The sequence below is a fragment of the Paenibacillus sp. FSL R7-0333 genome (genome assembly GCF_038000365.1).
Classification (GTDB): Bacteria; Bacillota; Bacilli; order Paenibacillales; family Paenibacillaceae; genus Paenibacillus_AQ; species Paenibacillus_AQ silagei.
In genome coordinates this window covers 1,086,839-1,111,475 of record NZ_JBBOBZ010000001.1, presented here as the reverse complement: position 1 = coordinate 1,111,475, position 24,637 = coordinate 1,086,839, and the positions used below count along the sequence as shown (strand labels likewise).

Here is a 24,637-nt window from a genome sequence, read left to right as displayed (position 1 = left end):
TTCCCCCTACACTTTCTCCCGGACATTCTTGCCGAACAGCCCGGATGGTTTGAAGATAAGGATTAGAATCAGTACCGCAAAGGCTACACCGTCACGCCAGGAGGAGAACCCGAGCGAAGAAATCTCTGTCTCAACCGTTCCCAGCAGTAATCCGCCGACAAGCGCACCCGGTATACTGCCAATTCCTCCAAGCACTGCCGCGACAAAAGCCTTAAGCCCGGGCATTACGCCCATGAGAGGATCAACCGAATTGTACGTCATGCCGAAAATCACGCCCGCCGCAGCGGCCAGCGCCGAACCGATGGCGAAGGTGGCTGAAATGGTGCGGTCTACGTTGATGCCCATCAGCCGCGCCGCTTCAACATCGAAGGATACGGCCCGCATGGCTTTGCCCGTTCGGGTGTACCTGACGATATATTGCAGCACCAGCATAAGAATTATCGTTGTTAGCAGAATCATAATCTGATTGGATTCGACCTGGATGGAGGAACCAAACAGGTGATACTGCTTCTTATCCATAATATCCGGGAAGCCCTTGGCCTGCGGCCCAAGGATCAGCACCCCCGTATATTCAAGCAGGAAGGATACACCAATGGCTGTGATCAGCGCCGCGATCCGTGTGGACTTACGAAGCGGCTTATACGCCAGACGTTCAATGCTGATACCTAGCAGCGCACTGATCGTCATCGAGATCATCAGCGACAAGAGCAGTACAACGATAGGCGGCAATCCCGCATTCGCCAGGTATTTGGCACTGTACAGTCCGATGAACGACCCTACCATGAATACATCGCCATGCGCAAAATTAATCAGCTTGATGATACCGTACACCATGGTGTAACCAAGGGCGATCAGAGCGTAAATGCTGCCTACGGATATTCCGTTTATTAGTTGTTGAATGAAGTACTCCATCGCCATCCCCTTCTCCCCATATTCATCTTGTATACCCCTTTCTCTGTGCTGCTTCTCTTTTCTTGGATTATGATGTCATTTATATTAACACAAGGTCAAGGGATCGTCACTAATTTTTGTGGAAATTAATACAAAATTCAATTATTGGTGTTATATTACATAACATGATATATGTTGGATTCGGTAGGTTATTGTAGGTTTACGAAAAATGCGCAGAAAACAGGAGAAAAACAGAGGATTTTTAAGCAGGAACGTTTTAGAAGTTGTTTCCTTTTCTTATACAATACTTTTTTTCTGCGGAATTAATATAACATTTGTCTCTTTACAGCATCATTCCTTCAATTAATTAAAGGGGTAACGGATTGAACCGGCAAATAAGCCGCTCCCTTAACATAGGAGGTCGGCTTATTGTCAGGTATATTCTGCTGGGCCGTGTAACGTTAGTCCAAATATACGGCCTTCCCCGTCTGGGCCGATTCATAGATTGCCTCCAGAATCCGGGAGACCACGTAAGCCTGTTCAGGAGTCACGACCGGATCTTTATCCTGTTCGATCGCTTCGATCCACTTTCTTAATTCGATATCCGTAGCTTTCTCTTCTTTGCCTTCATAGAAGGCCACTCCCCCGGCACCAAGCTCAATTTCATTCGTGTATAGCTTGCTATGCTTCTCCCCGTTAATCCGGAGACCGTCCTTCATGTCCGCCCCCGCTTCGGTTCCGCTTAAGCTGCACTTGGCTTCATCCACATCCAGCGTATTCAGCGCCCAGCTAGCTTCCAGCGTAATCGTTGCGCCGTTCTCCATCACAATCATCCCGAACGCCGAGTCTTCGACGGTGAATTTTTTCGGGTCCCAGGGTCCCCAGGCGTTGGCCGCGTCTTCTTTTTGGGAGAGCTCGTGGTATTTGGTCCCCAGCACAACCTTCGGTTTGTAGTTGTCCATCATCCAGAGCGTCAGATCCAGCGCATGGGTTCCAATATCGATAAGCGGGCCGCCCCCCTGCTTCTCCTCATCCAGGAATACACCCCAGGTAGGGACCGCTCTGCGCCGGATGGCATGTGCTTTCGCATAATAGATATGGCCGAGCTCGCCAGCTTCACAGACTTTTTTCAGATACAAGCTGTCTTGCCGGAACCGGTTGTCATACCCTATGGTCAGCTTCTTCCCTGTACGTTTCGCTGCTTCAGCCATACGTTTGGCGTCTGCTGCTGTTTTGGCCATTGGCTTCTCACACATCACATGCTTGCCCGCTTCCAAAGCCGCAATAGATATTTCCGCATGCGCGTCATTGGGAGTAAGAACATGAACAATATCAATGGAAGCATCCTTCAATAACTCCTGATAGTCCGCATAGACAGCAGCTTCTGCACTGCCGTATTGTTCAGCAGCCGCCTCAGCCCGTTCCTTGATAATATCGCAAAAAGCTACCACTTGAACCTTATCCTGTCTGCTTAAGGCAGGCAAATGTTTCCCGTTCGCAATACCTCCACAGCCGATCACTCCAACACGATACACTTTGCTCATAGCCATCTCATCCTCACTGTTCATGTATTTTTCGGGCCTTGCGGTAGGCAGCCGGGGTCATGCCCAGCCGCTTGCGGAATACCGAATGCAAATAGGTAGCATTGGTGAACCCCTCGGACTCCGCGATATGTTCAATCGACAGGCTGCTGGCTTCAAGCTTGCTGCACACTGCCTTCAACCGGATCTCTTCAAGAATCCGGCTGAAGGGTTGATCCGGATCAACCTGCTTAAATATCCGCTGTAGCTGCCTCGGGCTGATATTCAGCTTCTCGGCAACATTCTCCAGCGTCACGGCTGCTGAATAATTCGCTTCCATGTATTGAACGGCATATTGATAGCGGTAGGTCACCATATCCCGTACGGGTGCCGCAGCTCCCATCCCGCCTGCATCATATGCTCTGGTTACCTTCAGCAGGATACTGATCACGAGATGCTTGATAGAGGTGTAATATCCCGCAAGCTTGCCGTCACAGGCCTCATAGGCTTCCAGAAAACACTTCATCGCCCTGTGATAATCCTGCGCTGGGATCAGCGGCAGCCTCTTCAGCTTCTCCACGCATTCCTCTGCTTCCGCAACCTCCCATGGGTCTGCATCGTCCCTCTTCTTCTCCGCAATATGGATATGCAGACATAACTCCTCCATCGACTCTTCCGCATCTGCTTCCTGACGATGCATAACGCCCGGTCCGGTCAAATAGAGCATTCCCTCCGATAAAGGATACTGCTGATCCCCAAGAATGACCGTTCCCTTGCCCTGCGGGATGAAATGAAATTCAAATTCAGCATGGTTATGGAAATCAATGACCTTCCCCGGGGGAAAAGAGGTCAAATGAAACCGGAGAACAGAAATTTCATAATGTCCCCACAGGATGGAAATATCCAGTCTTTCCAGCAGATCCATCTTCTCAAACATAATCTCGAAGGGAAAAGGGCTCATGTTAACCTCCTGCTTGAGCTACGCTCTGTACCCGGATAACTGATTAAGATTTCAGTTCGGCTAACCGGACCACCCGTCCTGCCTTCGCCGAGAGATTCGCCGCCTCCATTAACCGGGTAAGCTCCGTTGCCGCTTGAATATTGTCAGAAGCAAGCGTGTTGTTCTGGATGTGGCCAACCCATTGCTCAAAAGCGCTGTCCCGGTTGGCCCGCACAGGCGTATCGTTCCAGGCAGCCCCTTGATCTGCTGCTTTATTACTTCTAACCAGCAGCTTCGCTTCAGGCGTACCATAAAGCAGAGTTCCTTCCGTTCCATGCACTTCTATGGTAAAAGGGGAATAGCTGTTCACGAAGCCAGCTTCCACCACACCGATTGCTCCCGAATCCGTATAGAGCGTCGCAACTGCGTTGTCTTCCACTTCCTTGCCCGTCACATATCCGAAGCTCGCGCTGACCCCGGTCACCTCTTGACCCAGAAACAGCCTGGTCAGGTACATGGGATGACATCCCAGATCAATCAAAGCCCCGCCCTGGCATTGCTCCAGGCTATAGAAATGCTCGGGAAGCCAGTTGGCCGTTGCGCCGTTATGGGATAAACGGACTCTGACATAAGTGATCTCCCCAAGCAGTCCCTGGCTTAGAATGTCTGTAACCGATAACGTGTAACCGTCATTTAGCCGCGGCAGAGACACGGTTAGCTTCACTCCATGCTCCGCGACCTCGGAGAGGATTTCGTTAACCTCATTCAGCGATGCAGCTACAACCTTTTCAGTGAAAATGTGCTTGCCTGCTCTGGCCGCCGCAATTATGACCTCCCGGTGCATATGGGTTGGCGCGTCGACAATCACGGCATCGATATCCTTCCGGGCAAGCATGTCCTCCAAAGAATCATAGAACGGGACATTCAAGCTCTCTGCCACCTTCCTGCCCCGCTCCGCATCCTCGTCCCATACCGCAGTAATTTCCGTATCGCTATGCTCCTGAGCCTGCTTCGTATAATCCCAGGCATGTACATGCCAATAGCTGATCTTGCCAATCCTAAAGCTCACCCGCCTGCACCTCCATATACATTATTCTGACATCACCTATAAAGTATCATATAATAAGCAGGATTTTTAGTAGATAAATGCGACATCAATTATATGGAATTACGACATCAGACAAGGATATCGTACCGCTCCGAGGTTCAGCCGTTCCCGCTAAAGGACGCAAAAAAGGAGCTCAACATGAGCTCCTCCAACGAACCACTGAGGGTTCTCATCCCTGGCAGGGAAGTTTAATCAGAACGGAGAGAGAGGGATACTCTCGCTACGCGAGAGATTGCGAAGAGTTCCTCACGAAGCTTATGCTCCAACGAACCATTGAGGCTTCTCATCCCTGGCAATGAAGTATTTCAGAACGGAGAGAGAGGGATTCGAACCCTCGCACCGCTTACGCAGTCTAACCCCTTAGCAGAGGGTCCCCTTATAGCCACTTGGGTATCTCTCCAAGTAATGGCTCCCCGAACAGGACTCGAACCTGTGACAACTCGATTAACAGTCGAGTGCTCTACCAACTGAGCTATCAGGGAACATTAACATGAACAAGGATTAATTTATCATGATTCTACAGGTTAGTCAAGCGCGTAGCGAGAGATTATGAGATCGTTTACAAACTCTACCTATCTGTAGGGTATCCCTATAGGTGTCGCTTATGTCAGACCCACTCTCCGTCAAGCGGAACAGCCACACGGCTAAGTAAGCCTTCCTGTTCAAGGCGTTGCTTCAATAGCTCCCTCGTTACATGGCAGTGATTAATCGTATCCATATGCACAGCAATTACCGAAGCAGCCGGAGCGCAATGGCATACCTCCACCACATCCTGTTCATTCATGGTAATGGGGCCTCCGCTCAGTAAGCTGGCACCTCCGGCATTGACTATAATGACCTCCGGTGTCTGCCCCGCTATCACCTGCTGAACCTCTTCGCACCAGATGGTATCTCCCGCCAGGTACAGCACAGGTTCGCCCTCCGCCCGGAAGACGAAGCCGGAGACCTTACCCATTAATTCTCCTATCTCCCCTGTCCCGTGATGCCCGCCTGTACGTGTCAGGGTCACACCGCCGACGGACACAGAGCCGGTATCCATAATTTCTGTAACACGCCCAAAGCCCTGGGCAGCAATTCGCTCCCCATCACCTTCCTGGCAATACACCGGCAACTCCTTGGACAACTGCTCTACTGCTGCTGCATCCCAGTGATCCTGATGCAGATGCGTCACCAGCACAGCATCCGGCTCCAGCCACTGCTGAACAGGCCCCGGCAGAGGCACCAGCGGATTCCGGCGGTCATCGCCCGAATTCATAATCGGCGGATTCACGCCCTGCACACTCAGCATAGGATCGATCAGAAACGTCGCACCGCCGTATTCCAGCCATAGAGTGGCGTGGCGGATCAGCTTTATTTTCATCATATGCACCTCTTCCCGGATGTCTTCCTTAAGTTCAAATTCTGATACAATAAGTATAGATCAGCGCAAGAACAGAAGACATTGTGCCGCGAAAGAGATTCTTACGTTCTGCTTTCAGCCCGAAAGGAATTCATGAATATGTCCCCTAATCTCATCGACAATACCGATTATCGCATCCTCCAGCTCCTTATCGATGATTCCACCTTAAGCCATAAGGATATCGGGGCGATGGTCCATCTGACCGGCCAGGCTGTTGGCGCACGTGTCCGCAGAATGCGGGAGCTTGGCATCATTGAAGGCTACACCATCCGTTATAACCCGCTGCGGATGGGTCAGAACACTCATGCCTTTATAACGGTTTTTCTCAGCAGCAACAAGGATCATCCGCCTTTTCAGGCTTTTGCGAAATCCCATGAGAGTGTCACCGAGCTGTACCGCATCAGCGGGGAAGGCTGTTATTGGATGAGGGTGCGCACTGTGGATCAGGACGCGCTGACCGCTTTTTTGGACGAATTGCTGAAGTATGGGAATTACCGGATCAACCTGGACATGGGCCAGATTAAATAAGGATAAGAAATGCCAAGGAGGCCGACATGAGTAACAAGATAGAACCACCCAGAATCCCAGATCCCGGGCTGCTTACGCCGCAGGATATTCACACTCTTGCTTCAAAAGACGAATTCAGCCGCTGCCTCATTGAAGGGGCGCTCATTGAATATCAGGAGGCTACCCGAGTAGCCTTCGATAAGACCCTTTTCAAAAACGTCACCATCACGGAATCCTCGCTGCAGCGTATTGAGCTTACCGATGTGATATTCGATCATTGCGACCTGTCCAATGTGGATTTCAGCGAGGCCTTCATCCACCGGACCGAATTCAGGGATTGCCGCATGATCGGTACAGACTTCACCAGAGCGCGGTTTCAAAATGTATCGGTTACCGGATGTATCGGGGAGTTCGCGGTGTTTCGTTTCGCCAACTTCAAAGGGGCTTCCTTCGAGCGCAGCTCGCTGGTCAGCGCGGATTATTACCAGTCCACCCTGAAAGACCTGTATTTCTCGGAATGTAATCTGGAGCAGGCCACGCTGGCCGGATGCAAGCTGAAGGGCGTTGACCTGAGCGACTGCGAGTTCACCGGCCTTCTAGTGGATCTCCAGGATTTGGAGGGCTGTATCATCTCTGCGGAGCAGGCGGCTTCTTTTGCCGGACTACTAGGTCTGGTTATCAAAAATTAAGTGGCCGGACCCGCGCCGGCTTCTAGCGTAATCAGCTTCAGCTTGCCGGAGCATTTACCGCAGCGGTACCGCCCTGGATCGGCCCTGCGCTTACGCAGATATTCAGTGGCACAGGTGATGCATACCAGCTTATACCGGTAAGGCTGCGGCTTACGGGCCTTGGCGCCCGGCAGGGTCTGACAATACCGGCTGCCGCCTACGCGGGCCAGCAGTGTTTTGAAATCAGCATCCCGGTGCATATATCCCCGCTTCGCCAGATGCAGGTGGTAGTGGCAGAGCTCGTGCTTGATGATTCGCTCCGTCTCCTCCCGTCCGTACATCGCCAGCTGCTGGGGGTTAATCTCTATATTATGGCTCTTGGTAAAATATCGTCCGCCGGTTGTCGTAAGTCTGCTGTTAAAGCTCGCCGTATGCCGGAAAGGCACGCCAAAGCTTTTCAGTGACACCTGCTCAATCCATTGCTGCAGCTCTCCGTTGCTCATACTGGTCATAGCGTTCCTTCACGGTCCTCTCCACCTGAAATTAGATCACTACTTGAATTGTAACTTGCCCATACGCTACACTGTCAAGAAGGAAGACAAGTCCGGAGGGAGAATGAAAGATGCCTAGAATGCGTTATGTAATTATGCAGCAGGATCAGGAATTGCTATTCGTGGAGATGCCGGAGGAATATGCTTACCAGCTAAGCGCCCTCAATCTTCGCCTGAACAAAGAAATCGACAAGCTGACAGCCGAGAATGTACCCGGACTGCCGCGGGCGGTGGCCGAATGCGAGGCGCTGGAGCTGCTGCGAGAAGAGCATCACTTGGAGTCGGGGCTGGCGTATATTAACCGGCTGGAGCAGGCTTTTGCCTCCATTAAGGAGGAGCATTACCCGCTGATCTCACTATTAACCGAAATCCGGGCGCTCCAGGCCCAGCTGGAACAATGGTATGAAGAGGAAGAAGAACGGGTGCAGTAACGCTGGTTCCGGGCGGCCTTGTGAAATTCGGCTTGGCTACCTGAAACTAACCGTGCACCTTTGGGCGTATTCCCCCATATGCTATCTATACACAGGAAGCATGCAGAGGAGGGGTACCCTTGCCACAATGGCTTCGCCAACAGCTCATGAAGGCCTATTTCAAGAAGGACTGCCGTCAGATTAGACTGCTGAATGAATGCTGGTTCTTTTACCGGAATACCGCCGATTCCCACGAGATGATCCAGAAGAACGTATAGGTTATGTCAAAAAAAAGCCGCGATCCCCTAAGGGGCATCGTGGCTTTTTGGCGTAAATCCGGCCAAGTCTGCGCTTGGCAGCCGGCTTATTTAAACATCGGGAATACGTATTTCACCAGGAAAAACAGAACTCCGAAGGTGATAATAATGCTTAATCGAAACGGCGTGTGCCCGGCCAGGAGCCCTGCAGCTTGCGGACCAGTACAATCTGTCCCGTATGATAAGCATCATGCAGAATCAGGCTCATTACCTCTTCCCCCGGCGCATGTCCGGAGCCACCCCATTCATATGCGCCTTCCTCCAGAGCTACAATAATCTCGCGCAGCGAGGCATGAATGGACTTCAGCTTGTCTACCGCCTGCTTCCAGTCCTCTTCCCCGCTTCCTGTTACAGTGAATGTAGCATCATTGCTCTCCAGATCAGGCAATTTCTCCAGTCCCTTAAGCTTACGCAGCAGACGCTCCTTATAATAAGTCAGATGATTCACATTCTCCCAGATTGAATTACCCGCAGCGCCCTCCGGCTTCCAGAGAGCCTGCTCACTGGTCACACCCTCCAGCGCAGCGCTAAGCGGCGGTGCCCAATCCTCAATATCCATCGCATAATCCCAGTTCTCGATCAGCACATCGCTAATTTTGTTTTCCACCTGTATCCCTCCTGTAATTTGTGGGTGTACATGCTTCGGTAACGACTAAACAACCCGAATAACAGTTACATGAGCAATGTAACATATTTGCAGGAGCGGATCAAGTAACTAGCAAAACTTATGTTGAACTGTTACAATCAAGGGAAGGAAGAAACGAAAGGACCGATGAACGTGCTGTGGGTAGATTTCATGAACAGCTATTGGCGGAATTGGCGGACTAGTGACCGGAGCACGGACCAGGACCGGCTGGAAGACCCCAAGTGGCTGGGGGAATGGCTGGAGGAGCATAAGCTGCCGGCGGCCGGGCCTATGTTGCCGGAGGAGCTGGAGCAACTCAAAGGACTGCGCGGATTGTTGTGGGACGAGCTGCAGCGGCTGGTCGCGGGAGAATCTCCGTCTACAGCGCTGCTTGCGCAGCTCAATGTATACATGGGCAACGGGCCGGTTGTTCGCCGTGTGGTCTGGACGCCCGCAGGTGACGCAGAGATCTCCCTCCAGCCGCAGGGTGCGGATTGGGGGCAGGTGATGGCGGAGATTGCCGCCTCTTTTGCGGCTGCACTGCTGGAGAAAGAACCTTCTCGCTTCCGCATTTGCGGGAATCCTGACTGTCTCTGGGTCTATTACGACGATACCCGCAACCGCTCGAAGCGGTACTGCGACGACAAGCTGTGCGGGAATCTGATGAAGGTCCGGCGGTTCCGGGCACGCAAAAAAGCGGCGGAGGATGAAGCTTCAAAGGAGTAATCTACACAGCGTTCCGCTGGGTCAGCGGGGTCAGCGTAGTATTTTTGCCGGAGTGCTTGGCCGTATAGAGGAGATTATCGACTTCTTCGAAGAGCGTTTCTTTGGTGGTGCCTTCGGCATAGCTCTTGAGGCCAATGCTGACGGTCACCGCCCCGTTCTCCATCTCTTCATGTAGCGTCTCCGAGAGCTGGTGGCGTATCCAATCCATAAGAGTATAAGCCTCCTCGAAGCTCTTCTCGAACAACAACACCGCAAACTCCTCCCCGCCGTAGCGGGCAGCAATGTCTGCCGCAGAGAGATGCTCCTTGATGATCTGCGCGACCCGGGCCAGCACCAGATCCCCCGTACGGTGTCCATATTTATCGTTAATTTGCTTGAAATTATCGATATCCACCAGCGCAAGATGGAACGGGGCGCCCTGGCTGCCGTATTCCAGCGCTTTTTCATAGAATTCATGAAAAGAAATATGGTTATACAGTCCTGTCAGTGCATCAGTGGTAGACAGCTTGCGGATCACCGCATTCTCAATCATCAGGTCCTGCTTCGCCGTCAGAGTAGCCTCCAGATCGCTTGCCAGCTCACGCCCGTTAATGATGATAATCCCCGCCACCAGCGTGCCGACCAGCAGGAAGAGCGGGATCGCAATCAGGTCGAAATCCGTCAGATAATACTTGAACCAGTAATCCCAGCGGTACAGAATAAAGAACGCAGCCGCCTGGAGGGCAGACGTAAACAAGGTCAGATCCAGCCGAAAAAAGATCGCTGACGCTATAATCGGCAGCAGCATCAACGCCCCGATAATCCGGATATCCATATTCAGATGAATAATCATCATCGCGATAATCGTCCCCGCCACAAACAGCAGCACGAAGGAATACTTCGGTGCCGCAACATCCACCAGCTGCGTCAACCCGACCACCGCACTCATCAGTAGCGTCGGATAAAGCAGCACATCATAGTAGAATTCATGCGCTCCCATGGGATACGGCAAACATACAAAAGACCCCAGCTGGGCCAGGAAATGCAGAGCAATCACCAGCCAATACGTATACAGAAACCGCTTGACCCACTTCGCCTGCCGGTGCGCCGAAGTCTCCGAAGGGCCCATGTAATCTCTCAATCTCCACGCTCTCACCTGTTGCCCCCCGATTAAATTCACACTAGGATGTACACATTTCTCCTATTTTAACATGCCAGGGTCCGGGTCGGATACTCACTTGTGGGATATGTACGGGGGGTGGGGGGAGAAAGTGGGTTAGTGGAAGGGTGAAGTATCGGGGGCGAAAGGACGTAGGGTTGGGAGTTTGGGGGCATGTGCTTGTATGAGGGCGATTATTCTTTGTGCGATTTCAATACATGCTCGTACATAAGGACAGGCCAGACCATCCCTGTGATAGTGCCGATTCCCCCCACTTTTAATACACACTCCTACATGAGGAGCGACACATAATTGGACCATCATCTTCAAGCATCTGCTTATTTAAATCCACGCTCCTGCACGAGGAGCGACGCGTCAGCACATTGATAAAGCCCGCGCCCATGGTGCCCTGATTTCAATCCACGCTCCTGCACGAGGAGCGACTTCTACAAATACATCTGTTTCTCGGGTAAGGGTATTTCAATTCACGCTCCTGCACGAGGAGCGACGGCCCTCGCGTTCGCCCTCCCGATCTGCTCAGACAATTTCAATCCACGCTCCTGCACAAGGAGCGACGCAATTCGCGATGTTGACGTTGCAATGGCTGAGTTATTTCAATCCACGCTCCTGCACGAGGAGCGACGGAAAAGGCTTCCGAAAACGACATGCTTGCGGATGATTTCAATCCACGCTCCTGCACGAGGAGCGACAACGACCTGTGTCATATCCTTCCTCCATACGACGTATTTCAATCCACGCTCCTGCACGAGGAGCGACTCAGCAACTCATCAATATTCACACAACACCACTAACATTTCAATCCACGCTCCTGTACGAGGAGCGACGGTATACTCGATTTACAAAAAAATCATACTCCGTAATTTCAATCCACGCTCCTGCACGAGGAGCGACACTATATCGACCATTATTTACCTCACCTCGTATTTATTTCAATCCACGCTCCTGCACGAGGAGCGACGATTACCGGACAAGCATTACTCGTTCAGCTATGAATTTCAATCCACGCTCCTGCACGAGGAGCGACGCTCATCCTAATACGACAGCGTTGATCTTCTGGTTATTTCAATCCACGCTCCTGCACGAGGAGCGACGTTCTTTTCGATACTGATACCAGTACCATCCATATTTCAATCCACGCTCCTGCACGAGGAGCGACGATAACCATTGTGTTGTTTGACCCCTTTGTTGATCTATTTCAATCCACGCTCCTGCACGAGGAGCGACCTGAATCGGGTCACTTCGGAGTTATTACAGACTTATTTCAATCCACGCTCCTGCACGAGGAGCGACGATATCGCTTTGAGCGGCACCTTAATTTTTATGAGATTTCAATCCACGCTCCTGCACGAGGAGCGACTAATCGTATTATCAACATTGACACTGACCTTCTTATTTCAATCCACGCTCCTGCACGAGGAGCGACCTATCCGTTTCCGATCATCATCCAATCTTAATCATTTCAATCCACGCTCCTGCACGAGGAGCGACGTGTCGTTACTTTCTGCGTCAATTGACCCACTAATTTCAATCCACGCTCCTGCACGAGGAGCGACACACTACCGTGTTGAATGCTCTCTGAACGGCAGTATTTCAATCCACGCTCCTGCACGAGGAGCGACCTTAAAACAAGTTGAGTTATCTAGCAACGTGTTATTTCAATCCACGCTCCTGCACGAGGAGCGACAGCGATTTTACATCAAAATAAGGAAATTAATCCTCTTATTTGATCCAAAATCGAACAGTTTATCATTTTTTATTAGATTATCTTAATAAAATTACAAATTTTTCTATAAATTCGGTGCGAATCTCCCGGGGATTTCATGTGAGCATCACATTCGCACTACAGAATCAACGGGCCCTCAAGGTCTAATGATTCCTTAATCCCCACATGCTCAACTTTATTTTTATAGTTATTTCCTAGCTGGTAGAACCGGAGGCTATCCTCTTTAAGATCAATAATATCCTTCAGCTTAAGCTTTAACTCAGTAAATTGCGCGGCATCCACAATACACTCGAATACCGAGTTCTGGACACGCTGTCCATAATTCTGACAGACCTTGGCTACCCGGCGTAGCCTGCTTTGGCCTACACTACTGGTTGTACTTACGTCATAAGTGATTAGCACTAACATCGATTACACCTACTTCCACAGGAACGGAGGGTACTCATCCAGATCATTACGCAAATGACGGGCCAGCAACAAGGCTTGAGCATGTGGTACCAACCCCCAGGTTATTTTCTCCCCCAGGTAGGGGTGGGTGATCTTCTCTTGCTTCCGATTCTGCCATGCGGTAAGGAATCGCTTCCTTGCCTCATCCGTCAGGAGCACCGCTCCATTCTCTTTGGTCACAAAATCATCCTTGTTCACAAGCTTCTTGTTAATCAGCATCAACACAAACTTGTCTGCCATCACCCCACGCAGTTCTTCCATCAGATCGAGGGCTAACGAAGCCCTCCCTGGACGATCCCGGTGAAGAAACCCTACATAAGCATCCAGACCCACCGCCTCTAGCGCAGAGGCCGCATCATGTGCAAGCAAGGTATACGCCAGAGACAACAACGCATTCACCTTATCGAGCGGAGGTCTCCGGGAGCGAAGATGAAATTGAAATTCCTCTTTTTGCTGCAAAATCATAGGGTCAAACAGCTTGTTATACGTAATCGCCGCCTGCCCCTCAAGCCCTCTCAACCGGTCCAACTGCTCACAGCTTCTCACCTCAAGGATGAGAGCAGACAACTGCTTGGAAGCCTCCTTGAATTGGTCCACATTCACCCGCATCGGATAGTCTCTGGTTGTTCTTTCGAGTATCCATTTATGGTTGTAAATCTTGCCTATAATGAAATTCCGGGCGATCTTCGCAGATTTCGTCTCGTCTTCAGATAACGCATATTGCTTCTTGCGCAAAACAACATTCCCCCGGCTCTCACCGGTTACCCTGGCCAGAAATCTTCCATTCTTCGTTAAAAAGAGCAGCGAAACATCATTGTCCGCACAGTACCCCATCAATGCCGGACTGGCTCCCGTATAGCCAAAAGCGACAATTGACTCCAGATTATGCAGAGGAACTCTGCCCAGCTTCTCCTGCTCCTTGAGCAGAACTACGTTATCCCCATCGAGCGATAGATAAACATCCGGTTGTGTAATATATAGGATATTTTGCAGCTTTTTCATTCCCTGATTTTCCCTTCGACATAGCTTTTTACGGTCTGTTTATTCATTAGCTTAGGCAGACAGATATGCTGAAGAGAGCAGCTCTGGCAAAAGGCTCCCGTCTTGACCTTCGGTGTATATCTGCGGCGGTAGTAATCCTGCATTTCTTCCAGCACAGAGCTTACCTTGCTCTTCAGCTCATCCGTAAGCGGCACTTCAATCCGGTGCTTCACCTCATTATAAAAAATAAACCCGGTCCGCACCTCGCACAGCAGCATCTCTTCCAGACACATCGCTTGGGCGGTTAGTTGCAGCACATCCGTGTCTTCTAGCTTGGGCTTCCCCCGTTTATATTCAACCGGATAAGCCACATATTTGCCTTCGGCTCCATGGATTTCAACCCCGCTGTCATCCTTGATGAACTCTACCACATCACAGATCCCCGTAATGCCAAGCTGTCTCGACTTCACCGACATCGCCCGGACGACCAGCTTATCTCCGCGTTTCTCCCGTGTAAAAGGCTGATCTGCATTGCGGTGAAGATGCTGTCCTTCAATCGTTCTCATATCCTCTGCCCATTGCTGTTCAATGTGGATCAATGCCCACTGTCTTTTGCAGAAATGAAAATGCTGTATTCCGGAGAGCATCAACGCATCATCTTCTTCAGTATAGGCCATCTAAGACCTCAGGCTTCAATCCTTCCAATGGATATAATTCAATGGAATAATCATCGATAGATTTAGGTTCTTCTTTCTTCGCACGCACATCCAGTGAACGGTGTACCTTGGCCGAAGAGTATTGTCCCAATTTGGAGTTATGCTGCCACCAGTACACCTTATGTACCTCCATACTACCCTCCGGTCTCGCGGAAGAGACATCATTGGCAAATAGAGTCACTAGTGCTTCTTTGATTTTGTCGGCATCTTCATTGGTAAACCCAGTTTTCTCAGCAAGCTGTGTATTAATACTGCCCTGGAATACGTATACTCCAAAGTCTACCCGGTGCTTCATCCCCATGGTATCAGAGCCTCTGTCTTTGCCGGGTTCCGAATTCACACTTTTGGTAATCTGCATACTGGTAATATCAATAGGGCTTACACTGGTTGCTGTATGAATCGATACCGGACCGCGTACCCCCACAGATACACCTGAACCCTTGCTGTCTGCTTTAAAAGCAAACACTTGTCCAAAGCTGCGTACATCGATCCACTCCTGACAAGCAATGCGGGCAAACTCCTCGTTCGAGCTTGTTTTCGACTTTAGAATTTTATCCAGCTCAGGGTTTGCATCGGCCCGCTCTCTAAGGCTCCCGAAAGCGTCAGTCTTACGGTCATTGGATTGAACAAAAATGGATTCCCCTGCGTCCTGCAGGCGGTTTCTGATTTTGCGCTTCAAGGCCACATCCGAGATTTCACCGTAGCCATCATAGTTCTGGCGTGGCCGATTTCCATTGAGGGGATCACCATTAGGGTTGGCTCTAGTAACGGATACAATGACAGCAAAATCAATTTTATGATCGAGTGTGGTCATCTTCTATCTCTCCTCTTGATTAGTATTAGTTGACGCCGGAGGGGAATCCTCAGATTTCGCCTTGAAGTGATTAAGCTCATGCCGCTGACTATAGAATCCGAGCAGATATTTGCCTGTTAATGGCTTATTATCAAATTCTTCGATTTTGATTTTGGAGGCCACCTCATCGATCAGGTTGGAATAGAATCTCACCCTTGTCCCCAGTCTGGCTTGATACGGCTGCAAGCAGGATTGAATCGTACTCCAGGTTCTGGCGGGATATTTGGAAAAAGAGTTCATGTACCGGATCGCATTCGTCGAACGCTTCTCCTCTGAGTCCAGCGCCCGTCTCTCCAGGACGTCGGCAATGGCTAGTAACCTCCCGAACAGGTAGCTGCGGTCATCATTTTCAGTATCCAGTGCCACATTGTATTCCTCCTCTGTATTAATTAGAGCGCAAGCGATGCTTAGGGTCTTCTCCCACTCCCAGCTCTCCAGGGCAACCGGATTAGAAGCCCGATAGAAGGCGCTTCGCACAATATCTTTGGGAACCCTATGTCCGTCCACGATGCATGGCAAGACCCGCTCCATCATTCCCTTGACCACTTTATCATTAGCTTTCGGCCCATAAGCGGCAAAGGCGATATCCTTGGTAGACGGCGCTCCGTAAAAAGTAGCTACCTCTCCATGCTCATCCTTACGGTATTTATGCAGCCAAGCACAGGTTGAATGCCACCGAATCAGCTTGTCTACATACAAATTCTTTTCGATATTGCGATAATACAAGACAGCCATGCGGCCAGTGGTTGCTGAGTCCAGAACCAGAATATTCACATCCGATTTTGTTCGGGACGCCAGCCTATTCCGGTATCCTCCAAGACTTTTGGCGACTTCCCGTGCATACTCTTTGAAGGTATAACTTGTGCTTGCTTTGGGAGTAACCGGTGTCACTTCTGGCTCAGAGTCCGGTTCCAGCTCCAGCTTCAACGTGAAGAAATCGGCGATAGGGTCAGGAATATTCAACTCCTTGTTTCCCCAGACGAGAAATACACGCTGATCAATGATTTTACCTTGCCGGTTAATCAGCCACTTCAAGGCATTATGCGCCTTCTGGGACACTTCGTAGCTGATACTAGCCGCATCGCTGCTCTGCGCAAAACGCCCCCGAAACGTAAAACCGCTGTTATCATTGGCAGAGATCAGTTTGGCTTTATCGCCAGCATTTCTGATCTTGTTTGCATGACGGTCCGTACTGGGCAGAACTTTGCCGGTTACGAAGCAGTAATCCTCTTCGCCTAGCAGACTGGAATAATGTTGGATGAAGGAGTCATACATCTCCGGGTCTTTCCAGATTACCTGAGGATCGCCCGTCTTACGCACGTTGAACCGGACAAATGCACTCTCCTGCTCCGCAGTAACCAAGACAAAGATCGGTGGTTTCTCCCCATGCAAGGGTTCATACTTCTTGTCCCATTTATCGATAAGCTTATGATTGGCATCCAGATAGATCACCTTGCTGGCTACCAGATCCCGAATCAATTCTCGTTTGCTTAAATAGCGGTATATGCTCTTCACCTTTGGGGTGGCATAAGGGGAATTTGCCCACGCCTCCAGTTGCTGGATATATGCTGCGAAGGGCTCTTCCTTCTTGATTTTTCCGCCATATGCTACGAAATCACCAGCAACATAACTCAATTTGTCGTGAAGCGGGTAAGGGGCAACCTTGGAGCCGGCCCGGCTGGAGGATTCCTCAGTACAAGGAATTAGGGTGTTAATATCGCTTTTATCATTCACTGTTGCCGAGTGAAAGTCTCCATCCTCTGTAATCTCGACGGTGATATGGGCATTCTGAGTGGTATGAGATACAGGCAGGAGCGTATACTCCGTATCATTTGCTTTTAATTCAATCACACCGACACGGCCCAGATTCGCCTCATACGTCTCATATAGATTTAGCAGCCAGCTCATAGATGCCCTCCCGCTTCAATCTCCTGGAGCAGCTCATCCGCCGACTGAACATTGTGCTCACCGAAAAGCTTGGGCTGCATATCCGAGATTCTCCGTACCCGCTTACAATCCTCAGGCCGTTCAAACTGGATGTATCCATTCTTCATCACCGGATTCCACAGCCTGACCTCCATCTGATCCCTGCCGGTCTCATCAGGATAGTTGATCCCATGCACCATGCTGCCAAAGTGAATTTCACCATCATAGTTATCGTAATAGCCTGGCGCTTCCCCAAAAACACAAGGCTCCACATAGGCTTGACACTCTCTTGCCCCCAGGAAAATATCCCTCCGGCCTCCAGCCTCCAGCGATCGCTTAAGAATATTGTGATGCTTGTGCTCGTTGCGGTCATGCGCCAGATCCGGGCGATTCTCATTGAATATGAAATGCGCCCGAACCTCGTAACGCGGTTCCTTCAGATAGGTATAATTCGCAAGCGTATTTCCACCACCGTATTCGATGGGACGAACACCCTTGGACTCCATGCGGATTGCATTCATTACCCGCACTTCATCGATAACCATCACCAGCGTAGGCTTCCAGTAGATGGATTCCACAATTCCCTTAAGCGCCTGATACGTTGGCACGCTATACGTCAGCTTCTCCCCGCCCAGCTTGGTCAAAGGGTCGGTGAACAATGCGTATTTTCCGTAGACTACAAATTCAATGGAATTTCTCATACGGTTTGCCTCCTTTCTTGGGATTGGACTTGGTATATTGTTTAAAACATGCTCACTTCCATCACACTCTCCCCCTTCAAATCCAAGCCATACTCTTTCGAATATGTCCCCTCCTTAAGAGCAAGAACCTTGCCATCCAGATAAGCAACGATTCCATTGTTCTTGCCAAGTGCTTCCTTCTCGTAGCTGAAAAGATTAATTGTGAATTGCTGTGCTTCTCGCAACAGTCTGGATAAATCTTCAATGCTGTGCTGACCATTAAGGTCCGCGATAACCTCCTTGCCCTTGCCGTAAGGTACAATGACAGAAGTCGTGATATTATCAATCACCTGGAAATGCTCCGCAGCCGTCTTATAGCTGTTATGCAGGAACAATGGCAAGCTGGCATCATGCTCACCAAAATATTCCTGATGATAGGGGTTATGCTCTCTATCTGCGGACAATAGTTCGGTCATTTCTAGTTGCAGCTTGGAAATAGGGTAATTCAGACTAGGAGCTAACTCTGTGTAAAACTCTTGAAAATATTGCTTCATTGCCTGCACAGACAGCAAATGGCCCCCAAGGCTTGCAGGATCGCGGCTGAAATCCACAAGGATTTTGGCGGTTCTGTCTTTACCGATCCGGATTTCCTTCAGATTCTTCAAGTTCTCTTCCATATGATTAATTACATAAACTTGTCTCAATTCATCTTCACCGTGTCTATTGCAGCGGCCTGCGGCTTGAGCAATGGAATCCAGTCCAGCTAAAGATCGAATCACACATTGAAAGCTTACATCTACTCCGGCCTCAATCAACTGGGTGCTAATGCAGATCACTGGCTGTTTTGCATCAAGGAGCTTTTTAACCTCAGTCAGGATCTCATTCCGGTGAGCCGCACACATAGAAGTACTCAAGTGATAAACTGGAATAGATGACTCTTGCTCTAGCAGCTTGTTATAAAGAGCCTTCACTACTGATTTGGTATTTAGAATGACTAGTACATTAGCGACTTCTTGGGTCTTGTCCATTACAAAATCCGCCAGCTTATCTGTGTTGAATTGCTCTCCAGTCGCTCTGTCTATGATCTCCACACGCTTAAATGCCTGAACAACATCGTCTAAGTGGTGGATCATCTCGGCATCAGGACTAAGCTGCAATTTATGCCGAACATAATCCAATTCCGGCTGAGTCGCAGTACACAGGACTATACTTGAGTTTGCATACGCTTTCAGGAAATTCAACGCTTGATTAAACAAAGAGATGCACGGAATTGGCACCTTCTGCACTTCATCAAATATAATGACGGCATCACTCAAATTATGAAGTCTGCGAATATTTCGGCTGCCATCTGCGTAGAACACATTCAGGAACTGCACCATCGTCGTAAAAATAATCGGGGAGTCCCAGTTATCCTTTGCCAATCTCAGCTTTTGCTGGATCGTAGCATTCCCTTCATCCTCTTCATCGTCTTCCTTCTCCGCCTCAACGACGTTCGAGTGATGCTCCAGCAGGTGCTGGTCATCCTGAAGAATCTTACGGACCTCTTCAACATTCTGTTCAATTATTGTCGTAAAAGGCACCACGTATATAATGTGCTGTTTGTTGTAGCGTTTGGCATGTTTCAGGGCATAGCGCAGGCTTGCCAGTGTCTTGCCGCCTCCTGTTGGAATCGACAAGGTATAGATACCAGAGGTTTTTTCTGCAAAAGCATCGCACTGCTCCGACATCTCCCGTCTTAATTGATTAATGGGGGAGTCTGCCTGCTTATGGTTCTTAAAAGATTCAATCTTTGTCATCAGCCGCTCATAATACTGCGCAAACAAGGCCTTGGAGTTAATCTCCTCGTCCTTCTTGTTCTGTTCAAAACAGCGTGTATTCGTTCGGTCAGCATCGACTAGCGCACTGAAAATAAATTTACTAAGAAGCATAGCCCTGTGTTCAAGAGTAACCTTGGGTTCTTTTTTAAGAAAAACGCTTAGTTCAACTTCAGCCTTATCTACATAGAGACGAAAATCATGCTCCGTCATCACTTGCGCGAAAAACATTTTGACCGTCAAGGGATAAAATTCATCAAGCTCTTTATCGCGAACACGCTTGAGATAACTGGATTCCAAGTCCCGATTCAGAAAATCCTGCAAATAAGAATGATGCGAAATAATAGCGTTACCTACAATCTCGGCCAAAATAATTTTATTTTGGCTGCTTGTCCCCTTCACATGTTCTGACGAAGAAGGATGAAACCAGTCAAATAATAGCTTCCCGCCAGCCGTCGAGTGGTCTACGCTGCCTTTTCTGGGTGGAGCAGCCGGGTTATTAACCGCAGTTAGTATGTACTCTCTAAATTCTTCTGTATATTTCCCAAGGTCATGTAGGAGCCCAGCCAGTCCCGCAATATAGCGCACTCCCAATTTCTCACCAAAACCTTCGGCTAACGCACATACTTCCAGCAAATGCTCCTTCACCGTCTGTACTTGCCCATCGCTTTCGCGAATATGAGCAATATAATCCATCCTACCACCGCTCTCATATAGGTCTTTTCCACTACTTTTTTATCATATTCCTCCCCCAATGCAGATGCTGTCGGAATTTGGAGACCGTCCAAAGTTTTTATCGGATTTTCCATTTAATCCAATCTTTAAGTCGATTTGAATTCGAGGAGTGTGTGATCACGGGATTCCAATACACTCCCACGTGATCAAGTGATTTCATAGACGCACTCTGTGGAGTGCGACGTCTCTTCGGAGGGGACGCAAAGTCCTAAGCGTTTGAATTTCAATCCACGCACTCATGTAGAGTGCGACGATCTTGTTCACTAACTGTTTTTGCGAATGGATCAATTTCAATCCACGCACTCATGTAGAGTGCGACGCTATGGGACTTGCTAACCAACAAGATAGCAATATTTCAATCCACGCACTCATGTAGAGTGCGACGGCCGCCATTAGGACAGCGCCTCCAGCTCTTTCAGATTTCAATCCACGCACTCATGTAGAGTGCGACTGGCGAGCTTGTCTCATTTCTAAAGCAGTATGAATTTCAATCCACGCACTCATGTAGAGTGCGACGATTTTCCCGATTGGGTCCCTAAAGTCGGTGGCATTTCAATCCACGCACTCATGTAGAGTGCGACGGTATGCCAGTTAAGCACCTTTCAGCGGATGTATGCGATTTCAATCCACGCACTCATGTAGAGTGCGACAATACATCCGCTGCACCGCTTGACCCTTGTACTTATTTCAATCCACGCACTCATGTAGAGTGCGACTGTCTTTTCGTCCACATACGACCGGACACTGAGTGATTTCAATCCACGCACTCATGTAGAGTGCGACGACGTACGTCACCAAGGACAGCAACTCCATCAAATTTCAATCCACGCACTCATGTAGAGTGCGACAGGATATGTTTGTTCTCAATGATTTCCTGAAGTTATTTCAATCCACGCACTCATGTAGAGTGCGACAAATATGGGAGTGAATCGTTCTGTCAACCAAACCGTATTTCAATCCACGCACTCATGTAGAGTGCGACTGATTCGCGGCACAATCAAATTTGCTTAAGGAGATTTCAATCCACGCACTCATGTAGAGTGCGACAGCGGAAAATAGCATAATCTATGCCTTTTCCATATTAATTCACTTTCTTTCACCCAGTTCTATTCTCAAAAGAATATGTTTAAACTCTTGACTTCTAAAAAAGACTTCTATGTTCATAGAGTTTCGACAAATTCTGAGGTGCGAATCTCCCAGGGATTTCATGGGAGCTTGGCATTCGCACCAGCTCTCCCTTCCATATTACTCCATATCTCATATTCTACCAAATAATAATTCTTTCAACTCGCTCCCGCTTAGTTACACTCATCCTATTCTTTTCAATATCCCAGTATATTTTTCCAGCTTCTCACCAATACTATTTCATAAATTTACATATTGTAAAAATAATTTTTACAATCAATTTCAATACCTTTATAATACAAAATATAATACAACGTATATTACACAAAGTGAGGTGTATAACATGACCATTAATTATTTCGAGCACCAGGAGACGATTGCTAAGAATGTAGTAAACTTTTTGCGGCTGAGAGGGTTCTCTAAATTATCTTTATCGAAACAGACAGGGATCTCCCGCCCAACCCTCGACCAAATCATTAAAGGTGAAAGTCCCAGCCCCAAGCAATACAATTCGCAAATTGTGAAGATCAATCATGCCTTTGAGTTACCAGAAGACTACTTCATTACATCACGAATCCCCTTCCCTTCAGCTCCCTCAGCCTATGCTTACTCAGATCATGGTGGAGGTGCAGCTAAGGACCCAGTAGTTAGGGAACTATTGGATGGCCTGGATAACATTTTGGATATCTATTCTTTGTATTTACGTTGAGGGGGTTGGAGCGTGCGGATTACTAGCAAAAACTTAGATGAGACAGTGGAACTGAATCTGAAGATTGAACGGCAAGTCGAGGAGCACATCGCTTATATTAACAAGCGCCTAATCAAATGGAGATCCCTCCCCCTTGAAGAGCAGGCCTACGAGATCCTGAAAGAATACAACTTGATTGAACTCCCGATCCCGGATGAGAATTGGGGAGGCGCAATCCGAAAGTTCTCAAGTGGTATAACCGTTCCGGTCATTAATACCGCGCAACCCAGGTTGTATCAATACTTTATCTACTGGCATGAAATTTACCACTTGACAGAACACGAAGAAATGGACAGCCATTCGGAGGACTACGAGATTACCATCGAATTTGATTTAAATGAGCGAAAAGCTGATTATTTTGCCAGCCAAATGATTTTTGGCCGTCATGACTTGTATGATTACTTTCTCTCCCTGAGACATGATGATTTTCTGGTTAATGTGGCCCATTGCATGAAATCTTTCAAGGCTCCATACAAAGCCGTGCTGATTCAACTCTATCAGATTGCCAAAAAAAGCCGGAATGATCCTCTTCAGGAAAAAATCAGACTGTACTTTGATAAACATTTGTCAACGGATGAGTGGGCCGCGATTTTTCAGGATTATGCGTTGGATGACTCCTTAATGAAACCGTCACTAATTATCAATCTGCACCCCATTATGGTTGCTATACGGGAACAAATTGAGGCGCACCCTGATGTGGAGCTGTACCGGGAGAATCTGCGCGTGGTGGAGAAATGGGCCGGGAAATATAGCACTGTGCAAAAGGAACTAAAGGAGCATTTGAATGGGTAATTACAGAGACCTGGAACAATGCATACGTACAGCTAGTCAAATGAAAATATTGATTTTGGATACGGGGAACATTCAATTTTTCTATCAAAATAGAGACTTACTCCCCTACTCATTCATCTTCAACCGCTATGATCTTGTACTTATCCCTGGCTGGGTTCATGCCGAGTATGCTCATCATTCGGGAAAATCTGGATACATTGCATCTCTTCCCAAACCTTACTTTATCGTCGATGAAGTGGATGACTATCTGCCCATGCTGGGTTACAGCGACAAAAAGCTGATGGAGTTATTTCGATTGGCAGCGCCTAATGAACCTTCCCAGAGGTTTTTCAACCTGTATAAAGGTTTGGGGACAGAGGATTATCCGGATGATTGGATCGAGCAATACTATGAACAAGGCTTCTTTACCCGTGAAACGCAAACAATGATTACTAAAAAGAATGCAGGGGAAGTCTCCATTCTAACATTATGCTTCGCATTGCTCTCTCATTATCCTACTCAGTTGTCAAACATAGCTATTGCCTCAAGTGATCTCGGTATAGTTAATATTAAGGACAGAATGGTTCTGGAAGCCCATAAGACCCTTACACTGGGGACGCCTATTTCGCCACCTATTTCTTACTTTAGTAAGGATGTCTTGCTATTTCTGGCTGTAAAAGAAGGTATCATTCACCCTCATCAAATCTCTACTCTGCGCCCTAACCCAAGCTCCTCTACTTATGTAGAGTCGTTCCCCAATGGGACAACCGTGTTACACCGGCATTTGCTCCACACTTCCGATTTTGAGGAGATCTGTAGGAATTATCAGCGTTATCAAATGATTTTTTAGTTAGAAAGACGCGTCGTAACAACGGGGGGGCCACTCTCTATATCAAGTGTATTCAATTTCAATCCATGCAACCACGTAGAGTGCGTCCCCGTACTACGTTCTCTAATTTCAATCTTGCACTCGTATAGAGCGCGACCAAACACCTTGATCCACTCATGGCGGAGTGCGACATATTTCAGCCATAACCCGACCACCTGCCGGTTATTTCAATCCACGCACTCGTACGGAGTGCGACAATGTTTTGCCATTCGGGTGTATGAGAGACCGGATTTCAATCCACGCACTCATACGGAGTGCGACAAATAATTCAAATAGCATAGGGAGGCATCGCTGTATTTCAATCCACGCACTCGTACGGAGTGCGACTGTCTACAAACATATATTGTTTCATTACCCTAAAATTTCAATCCACGCACTCGTACGGAGTGCGACCGTTGATGGAGATAG

The 24,637-nt window shown here is 48.7% G+C and carries 23 protein-coding genes, 2 tRNA genes and 3 CRISPR repeat arrays (1 of these 28 only partly in view); of the genes, 8 read left to right on the top strand and 17 right to left on the bottom strand.

Annotated elements, in window-relative coordinates:
• Positions 1-6: 6 nt before the first annotated feature.
• The 7 genes from MKY86_RS04640 to MKY86_RS04610 form a co-directional block, all read right to left on the bottom strand.
• The gene (locus MKY86_RS04640; protein WP_036723345.1) at positions 7-912 is read right to left on the bottom strand and encodes a branched-chain amino acid ABC transporter permease; all 906 of its coding nucleotides are present in this window, start codon (positions 910-912) and stop codon (positions 7-9) included.
• A gap of 440 nt (positions 913-1,352) precedes the next feature.
• Positions 1,353-2,435, bottom strand: coding sequence for a Gfo/Idh/MocA family protein (locus tag MKY86_RS04635; RefSeq protein ID WP_076086734.1), 1,083 nt, complete (start codon positions 2,433-2,435; stop codon positions 1,353-1,355).
• Positions 2,436-2,448: 13 nt separating this feature from the next.
• The gene (locus MKY86_RS04630) at positions 2,449-3,372 is read right to left on the bottom strand and encodes a helix-turn-helix domain-containing protein (protein ID WP_076086731.1); all 924 of its coding nucleotides are present in this window, start codon (positions 3,370-3,372) and stop codon (positions 2,449-2,451) included.
• Between the two features lie 43 nt (positions 3,373-3,415).
• On the bottom strand, positions 3,416-4,420 hold the full coding sequence (locus tag MKY86_RS04625) for a Gfo/Idh/MocA family protein (RefSeq protein WP_076086728.1): 1,005 nt from the start codon (positions 4,418-4,420) through the stop codon (positions 3,416-3,418).
• A 350-nt stretch (positions 4,421-4,770) separates the two neighbouring features.
• A tRNA-Ser gene (locus MKY86_RS04620) sits at positions 4,771-4,859 on the bottom strand.
• 6 nt (positions 4,860-4,865) lie between these two features.
• Positions 4,866-4,941: transfer RNA gene (locus MKY86_RS04615), tRNA-Asn, on the bottom strand.
• A 125-nt stretch (positions 4,942-5,066) separates the two neighbouring features.
• Positions 5,067-5,819 (bottom strand): MBL fold metallo-hydrolase, encoded by a 753-nt coding sequence (locus tag MKY86_RS04610; RefSeq protein WP_076079642.1) that lies wholly within the window; start codon positions 5,817-5,819, stop codon positions 5,067-5,069.
• Between the two features lie 132 nt (positions 5,820-5,951).
• Here MKY86_RS04610 and MKY86_RS04605 point away from each other — a divergent pair, with 132 nt between their 5' ends.
• Both MKY86_RS04605 and MKY86_RS04600 read left to right on the top strand, forming a co-directional pair.
• Positions 5,952-6,386, top strand: a complete 435-nt coding sequence (locus MKY86_RS04605) for an Lrp/AsnC family transcriptional regulator (protein WP_445669892.1) — start codon at positions 5,952-5,954, stop codon at positions 6,384-6,386.
• Positions 6,387-6,412: 26 nt separating this feature from the next.
• Complete coding sequence (locus tag MKY86_RS04600) at positions 6,413-7,054, top strand: pentapeptide repeat-containing protein (protein WP_076079640.1); 642 nt, start codon at positions 6,413-6,415, stop codon at positions 7,052-7,054.
• Here MKY86_RS04600 and MKY86_RS04595 read toward each other — a convergent pair.
• A complete protein-coding gene (locus tag MKY86_RS04595) occupies positions 7,051-7,536 on the bottom strand; it encodes a SprT family protein (protein WP_076079655.1) in 486 nt (161 codons plus the stop codon). The two genes, MKY86_RS04600 and MKY86_RS04595, sit on opposite strands and share 4 nt — an antisense overlap.
• Before the next feature lie 119 nt (positions 7,537-7,655).
• On the opposite strand from MKY86_RS04595, the gene MKY86_RS04590 reads away from it, so the two are divergent.
• Both MKY86_RS04590 and cmpA read left to right on the top strand, forming a co-directional pair.
• Complete coding sequence (locus tag MKY86_RS04590) at positions 7,656-8,015, top strand: hypothetical protein (protein ID WP_036697237.1); 360 nt, start codon at positions 7,656-7,658, stop codon at positions 8,013-8,015.
• A gap of 119 nt (positions 8,016-8,134) precedes the next feature.
• Positions 8,135-8,272 carry a cortex morphogenetic protein CmpA gene (gene cmpA, locus MKY86_RS04585; protein WP_143803736.1) on the top strand — a complete coding sequence of 46 codons (138 nt, stop codon included), beginning with the start codon at positions 8,135-8,137 and terminating at the stop codon, positions 8,270-8,272.
• 151 nt (positions 8,273-8,423) lie between these two features.
• Here the strand turns inward: cmpA and MKY86_RS04580 are convergent, their stop codons facing one another.
• The gene (locus tag MKY86_RS04580) at positions 8,424-8,918 is read right to left on the bottom strand and encodes a DinB family protein (protein WP_036723331.1); all 495 of its coding nucleotides are present in this window, start codon (positions 8,916-8,918) and stop codon (positions 8,424-8,426) included.
• Positions 8,919-9,083: 165 nt separating this feature from the next.
• Between MKY86_RS04580 and MKY86_RS04575 the strand changes: the two genes are divergently transcribed.
• Positions 9,084-9,662 carry a CGNR zinc finger domain-containing protein gene (locus MKY86_RS04575; RefSeq protein WP_340826365.1) on the top strand — a complete coding sequence of 193 codons (579 nt, stop codon included), beginning with the start codon at positions 9,084-9,086 and terminating at the stop codon, positions 9,660-9,662.
• A 1-nt stretch (position 9,663) separates the two neighbouring features.
• On the opposite strand, the gene MKY86_RS04570 is transcribed toward MKY86_RS04575, so the two are convergent.
• The 8 genes from MKY86_RS04570 to MKY86_RS04535 all read right to left on the bottom strand — a co-directional run bounded on the left by MKY86_RS04570 (position 9,664) and on the right by MKY86_RS04535 (position 20,657).
• On the bottom strand, positions 9,664-10,797 hold the full coding sequence (locus MKY86_RS04570; protein ID WP_340826363.1) for a GGDEF domain-containing protein: 1,134 nt from the start codon (positions 10,795-10,797) through the stop codon (positions 9,664-9,666).
• 277 nt (positions 10,798-11,074) lie between these two features.
• A CRISPR array of direct repeats spans positions 11,075-12,505; the repeat unit is 32 nt; unit sequence ATTTCAATCCACGCTCCTGCACGAGGAGCGAC.
• A 156-nt stretch (positions 12,506-12,661) separates the two neighbouring features.
• Positions 12,662-12,952, bottom strand: coding sequence for a CRISPR-associated endonuclease Cas2 (gene cas2, locus MKY86_RS04565; RefSeq protein WP_076079638.1), 291 nt, complete (start codon positions 12,950-12,952; stop codon positions 12,662-12,664).
• Positions 12,953-12,961: 9 nt separating this feature from the next.
• On the bottom strand, positions 12,962-13,993 hold the full coding sequence (cas1c, locus tag MKY86_RS04560) for a type I-C CRISPR-associated endonuclease Cas1c (protein ID WP_076079637.1): 1,032 nt from the start codon (positions 13,991-13,993) through the stop codon (positions 12,962-12,964).
• A complete protein-coding gene (gene cas4 / locus MKY86_RS04555; protein ID WP_076079636.1) occupies positions 13,990-14,649 on the bottom strand; it encodes a CRISPR-associated protein Cas4 in 660 nt (219 codons plus the stop codon). The genes cas1c and cas4 overlap by 4 nt, the downstream gene beginning before the upstream one ends.
• The gene (gene cas7c / locus MKY86_RS04550; RefSeq protein ID WP_076079635.1) at positions 14,636-15,502 is read right to left on the bottom strand and encodes a type I-C CRISPR-associated protein Cas7/Csd2; all 867 of its coding nucleotides are present in this window, start codon (positions 15,500-15,502) and stop codon (positions 14,636-14,638) included. The genes cas4 and cas7c overlap by 14 nt, the downstream gene beginning before the upstream one ends.
• Before the next feature lie 3 nt (positions 15,503-15,505).
• Positions 15,506-17,449, bottom strand: a complete 1,944-nt coding sequence (gene cas8c, locus MKY86_RS04545) for a type I-C CRISPR-associated protein Cas8c/Csd1 (RefSeq protein ID WP_076079634.1) — start codon at positions 17,447-17,449, stop codon at positions 15,506-15,508.
• A complete protein-coding gene (gene cas5c, locus MKY86_RS04540) occupies positions 17,446-18,168 on the bottom strand; it encodes a type I-C CRISPR-associated protein Cas5c (protein ID WP_076079633.1) in 723 nt (240 codons plus the stop codon). Before cas5c ends, cas8c begins: the two co-directional genes overlap by 4 nt.
• 41 nt (positions 18,169-18,209) lie before the next feature.
• Positions 18,210-20,657, bottom strand: a complete 2,448-nt coding sequence (locus MKY86_RS04535; RefSeq protein ID WP_076079632.1) for a CRISPR-associated helicase/endonuclease Cas3 — start codon at positions 20,655-20,657, stop codon at positions 18,210-18,212.
• A 259-nt stretch (positions 20,658-20,916) separates the two neighbouring features.
• A CRISPR array of direct repeats spans positions 20,917-21,743; the repeat unit is 32 nt; unit sequence ATTTCAATCCACGCACTCATGTAGAGTGCGAC.
• A 421-nt stretch (positions 21,744-22,164) separates the two neighbouring features.
• On the opposite strand from MKY86_RS04535, the gene MKY86_RS04530 reads away from it, so the two are divergent.
• The 3 genes from MKY86_RS04530 to MKY86_RS04520 are packed head-to-tail and all read left to right on the top strand — an operon-like array spanning position 22,165 to position 24,190.
• The gene (locus MKY86_RS04530; protein WP_076079631.1) at positions 22,165-22,530 is read left to right on the top strand and encodes a helix-turn-helix transcriptional regulator; all 366 of its coding nucleotides are present in this window, start codon (positions 22,165-22,167) and stop codon (positions 22,528-22,530) included.
• A gap of 12 nt (positions 22,531-22,542) precedes the next feature.
• The gene (locus tag MKY86_RS04525; protein WP_076079630.1) at positions 22,543-23,361 is read left to right on the top strand and encodes an ImmA/IrrE family metallo-endopeptidase; all 819 of its coding nucleotides are present in this window, start codon (positions 22,543-22,545) and stop codon (positions 23,359-23,361) included.
• On the top strand, positions 23,354-24,190 hold the full coding sequence (locus MKY86_RS04520) for a hypothetical protein (protein WP_076079629.1): 837 nt from the start codon (positions 23,354-23,356) through the stop codon (positions 24,188-24,190). Before MKY86_RS04525 ends, MKY86_RS04520 begins: the two co-directional genes overlap by 8 nt.
• Positions 24,191-24,393: 203 nt before the next feature.
• Positions 24,394-24,637: a CRISPR direct-repeat array (repeat unit 30 nt; unit sequence ATTTCAATCCACGCACTCGTACGGAGTGCG); it runs 311 nt beyond the window's last position.

Coding starts and splice junctions, on each gene's coding strand:
- MKY86_RS04640 (WP_036723345.1), bottom strand. CDS start 912: ATGGAGTACTTCATTCAACAACTAATAAACGGAATATCCGTAGGCAGC.
- MKY86_RS04635 (WP_076086734.1), bottom strand. CDS start 2,435: ATGAGCAAAGTGTATCGTGTTGGAGTGATCGGCTGTGGAGGTATTGCG.
- MKY86_RS04630 (WP_076086731.1), bottom strand. CDS start 3,372: ATGAGCCCTTTTCCCTTCGAGATTATGTTTGAGAAGATGGATCTGCTG.
- MKY86_RS04610 (WP_076079642.1), bottom strand. CDS start 5,819: ATGAAAATAAAGCTGATCCGCCACGCCACTCTATGGCTGGAATACGGC.
- MKY86_RS04605 (WP_445669892.1), top strand. CDS start 5,952: ATGAATATGTCCCCTAATCTCATCGACAATACCGATTATCGCATCCTC.
- MKY86_RS04600 (WP_076079640.1), top strand. CDS start 6,413: ATGAGTAACAAGATAGAACCACCCAGAATCCCAGATCCCGGGCTGCTT.
- MKY86_RS04595 (WP_076079655.1), bottom strand. CDS start 7,536: ATGAGCAACGGAGAGCTGCAGCAATGGATTGAGCAGGTGTCACTGAAA.
- MKY86_RS04590 (WP_036697237.1), top strand. CDS start 7,656: ATGCCTAGAATGCGTTATGTAATTATGCAGCAGGATCAGGAATTGCTA.
- MKY86_RS04575 (WP_340826365.1), top strand. CDS start 9,084: ATGAACGTGCTGTGGGTAGATTTCATGAACAGCTATTGGCGGAATTGG.
- cas2 (WP_076079638.1), bottom strand. CDS start 12,952: ATGTTAGTGCTAATCACTTATGACGTAAGTACAACCAGTAGTGTAGGC.
- cas1c (WP_076079637.1), bottom strand. CDS start 13,993: ATGAAAAAGCTGCAAAATATCCTATATATTACACAACCGGATGTTTAT.
- cas4 (WP_076079636.1), bottom strand. CDS start 14,649: ATGGCCTATACTGAAGAAGATGATGCGTTGATGCTCTCCGGAATACAG.
- cas7c (WP_076079635.1), bottom strand. CDS start 15,502: ATGACCACACTCGATCATAAAATTGATTTTGCTGTCATTGTATCCGTT.
- cas8c (WP_076079634.1), bottom strand. CDS start 17,449: ATGAGCTGGCTGCTAAATCTATATGAGACGTATGAGGCGAATCTGGGC.
- cas5c (WP_076079633.1), bottom strand. CDS start 18,168: ATGAGAAATTCCATTGAATTTGTAGTCTACGGAAAATACGCATTGTTC.
- MKY86_RS04535 (WP_076079632.1), bottom strand. CDS start 20,657: ATGGATTATATTGCTCATATTCGCGAAAGCGATGGGCAAGTACAGACG.
- MKY86_RS04530 (WP_076079631.1), top strand. CDS start 22,165: ATGACCATTAATTATTTCGAGCACCAGGAGACGATTGCTAAGAATGTA.
- MKY86_RS04520 (WP_076079629.1), top strand. CDS start 23,354: ATGGGTAATTACAGAGACCTGGAACAATGCATACGTACAGCTAGTCAA.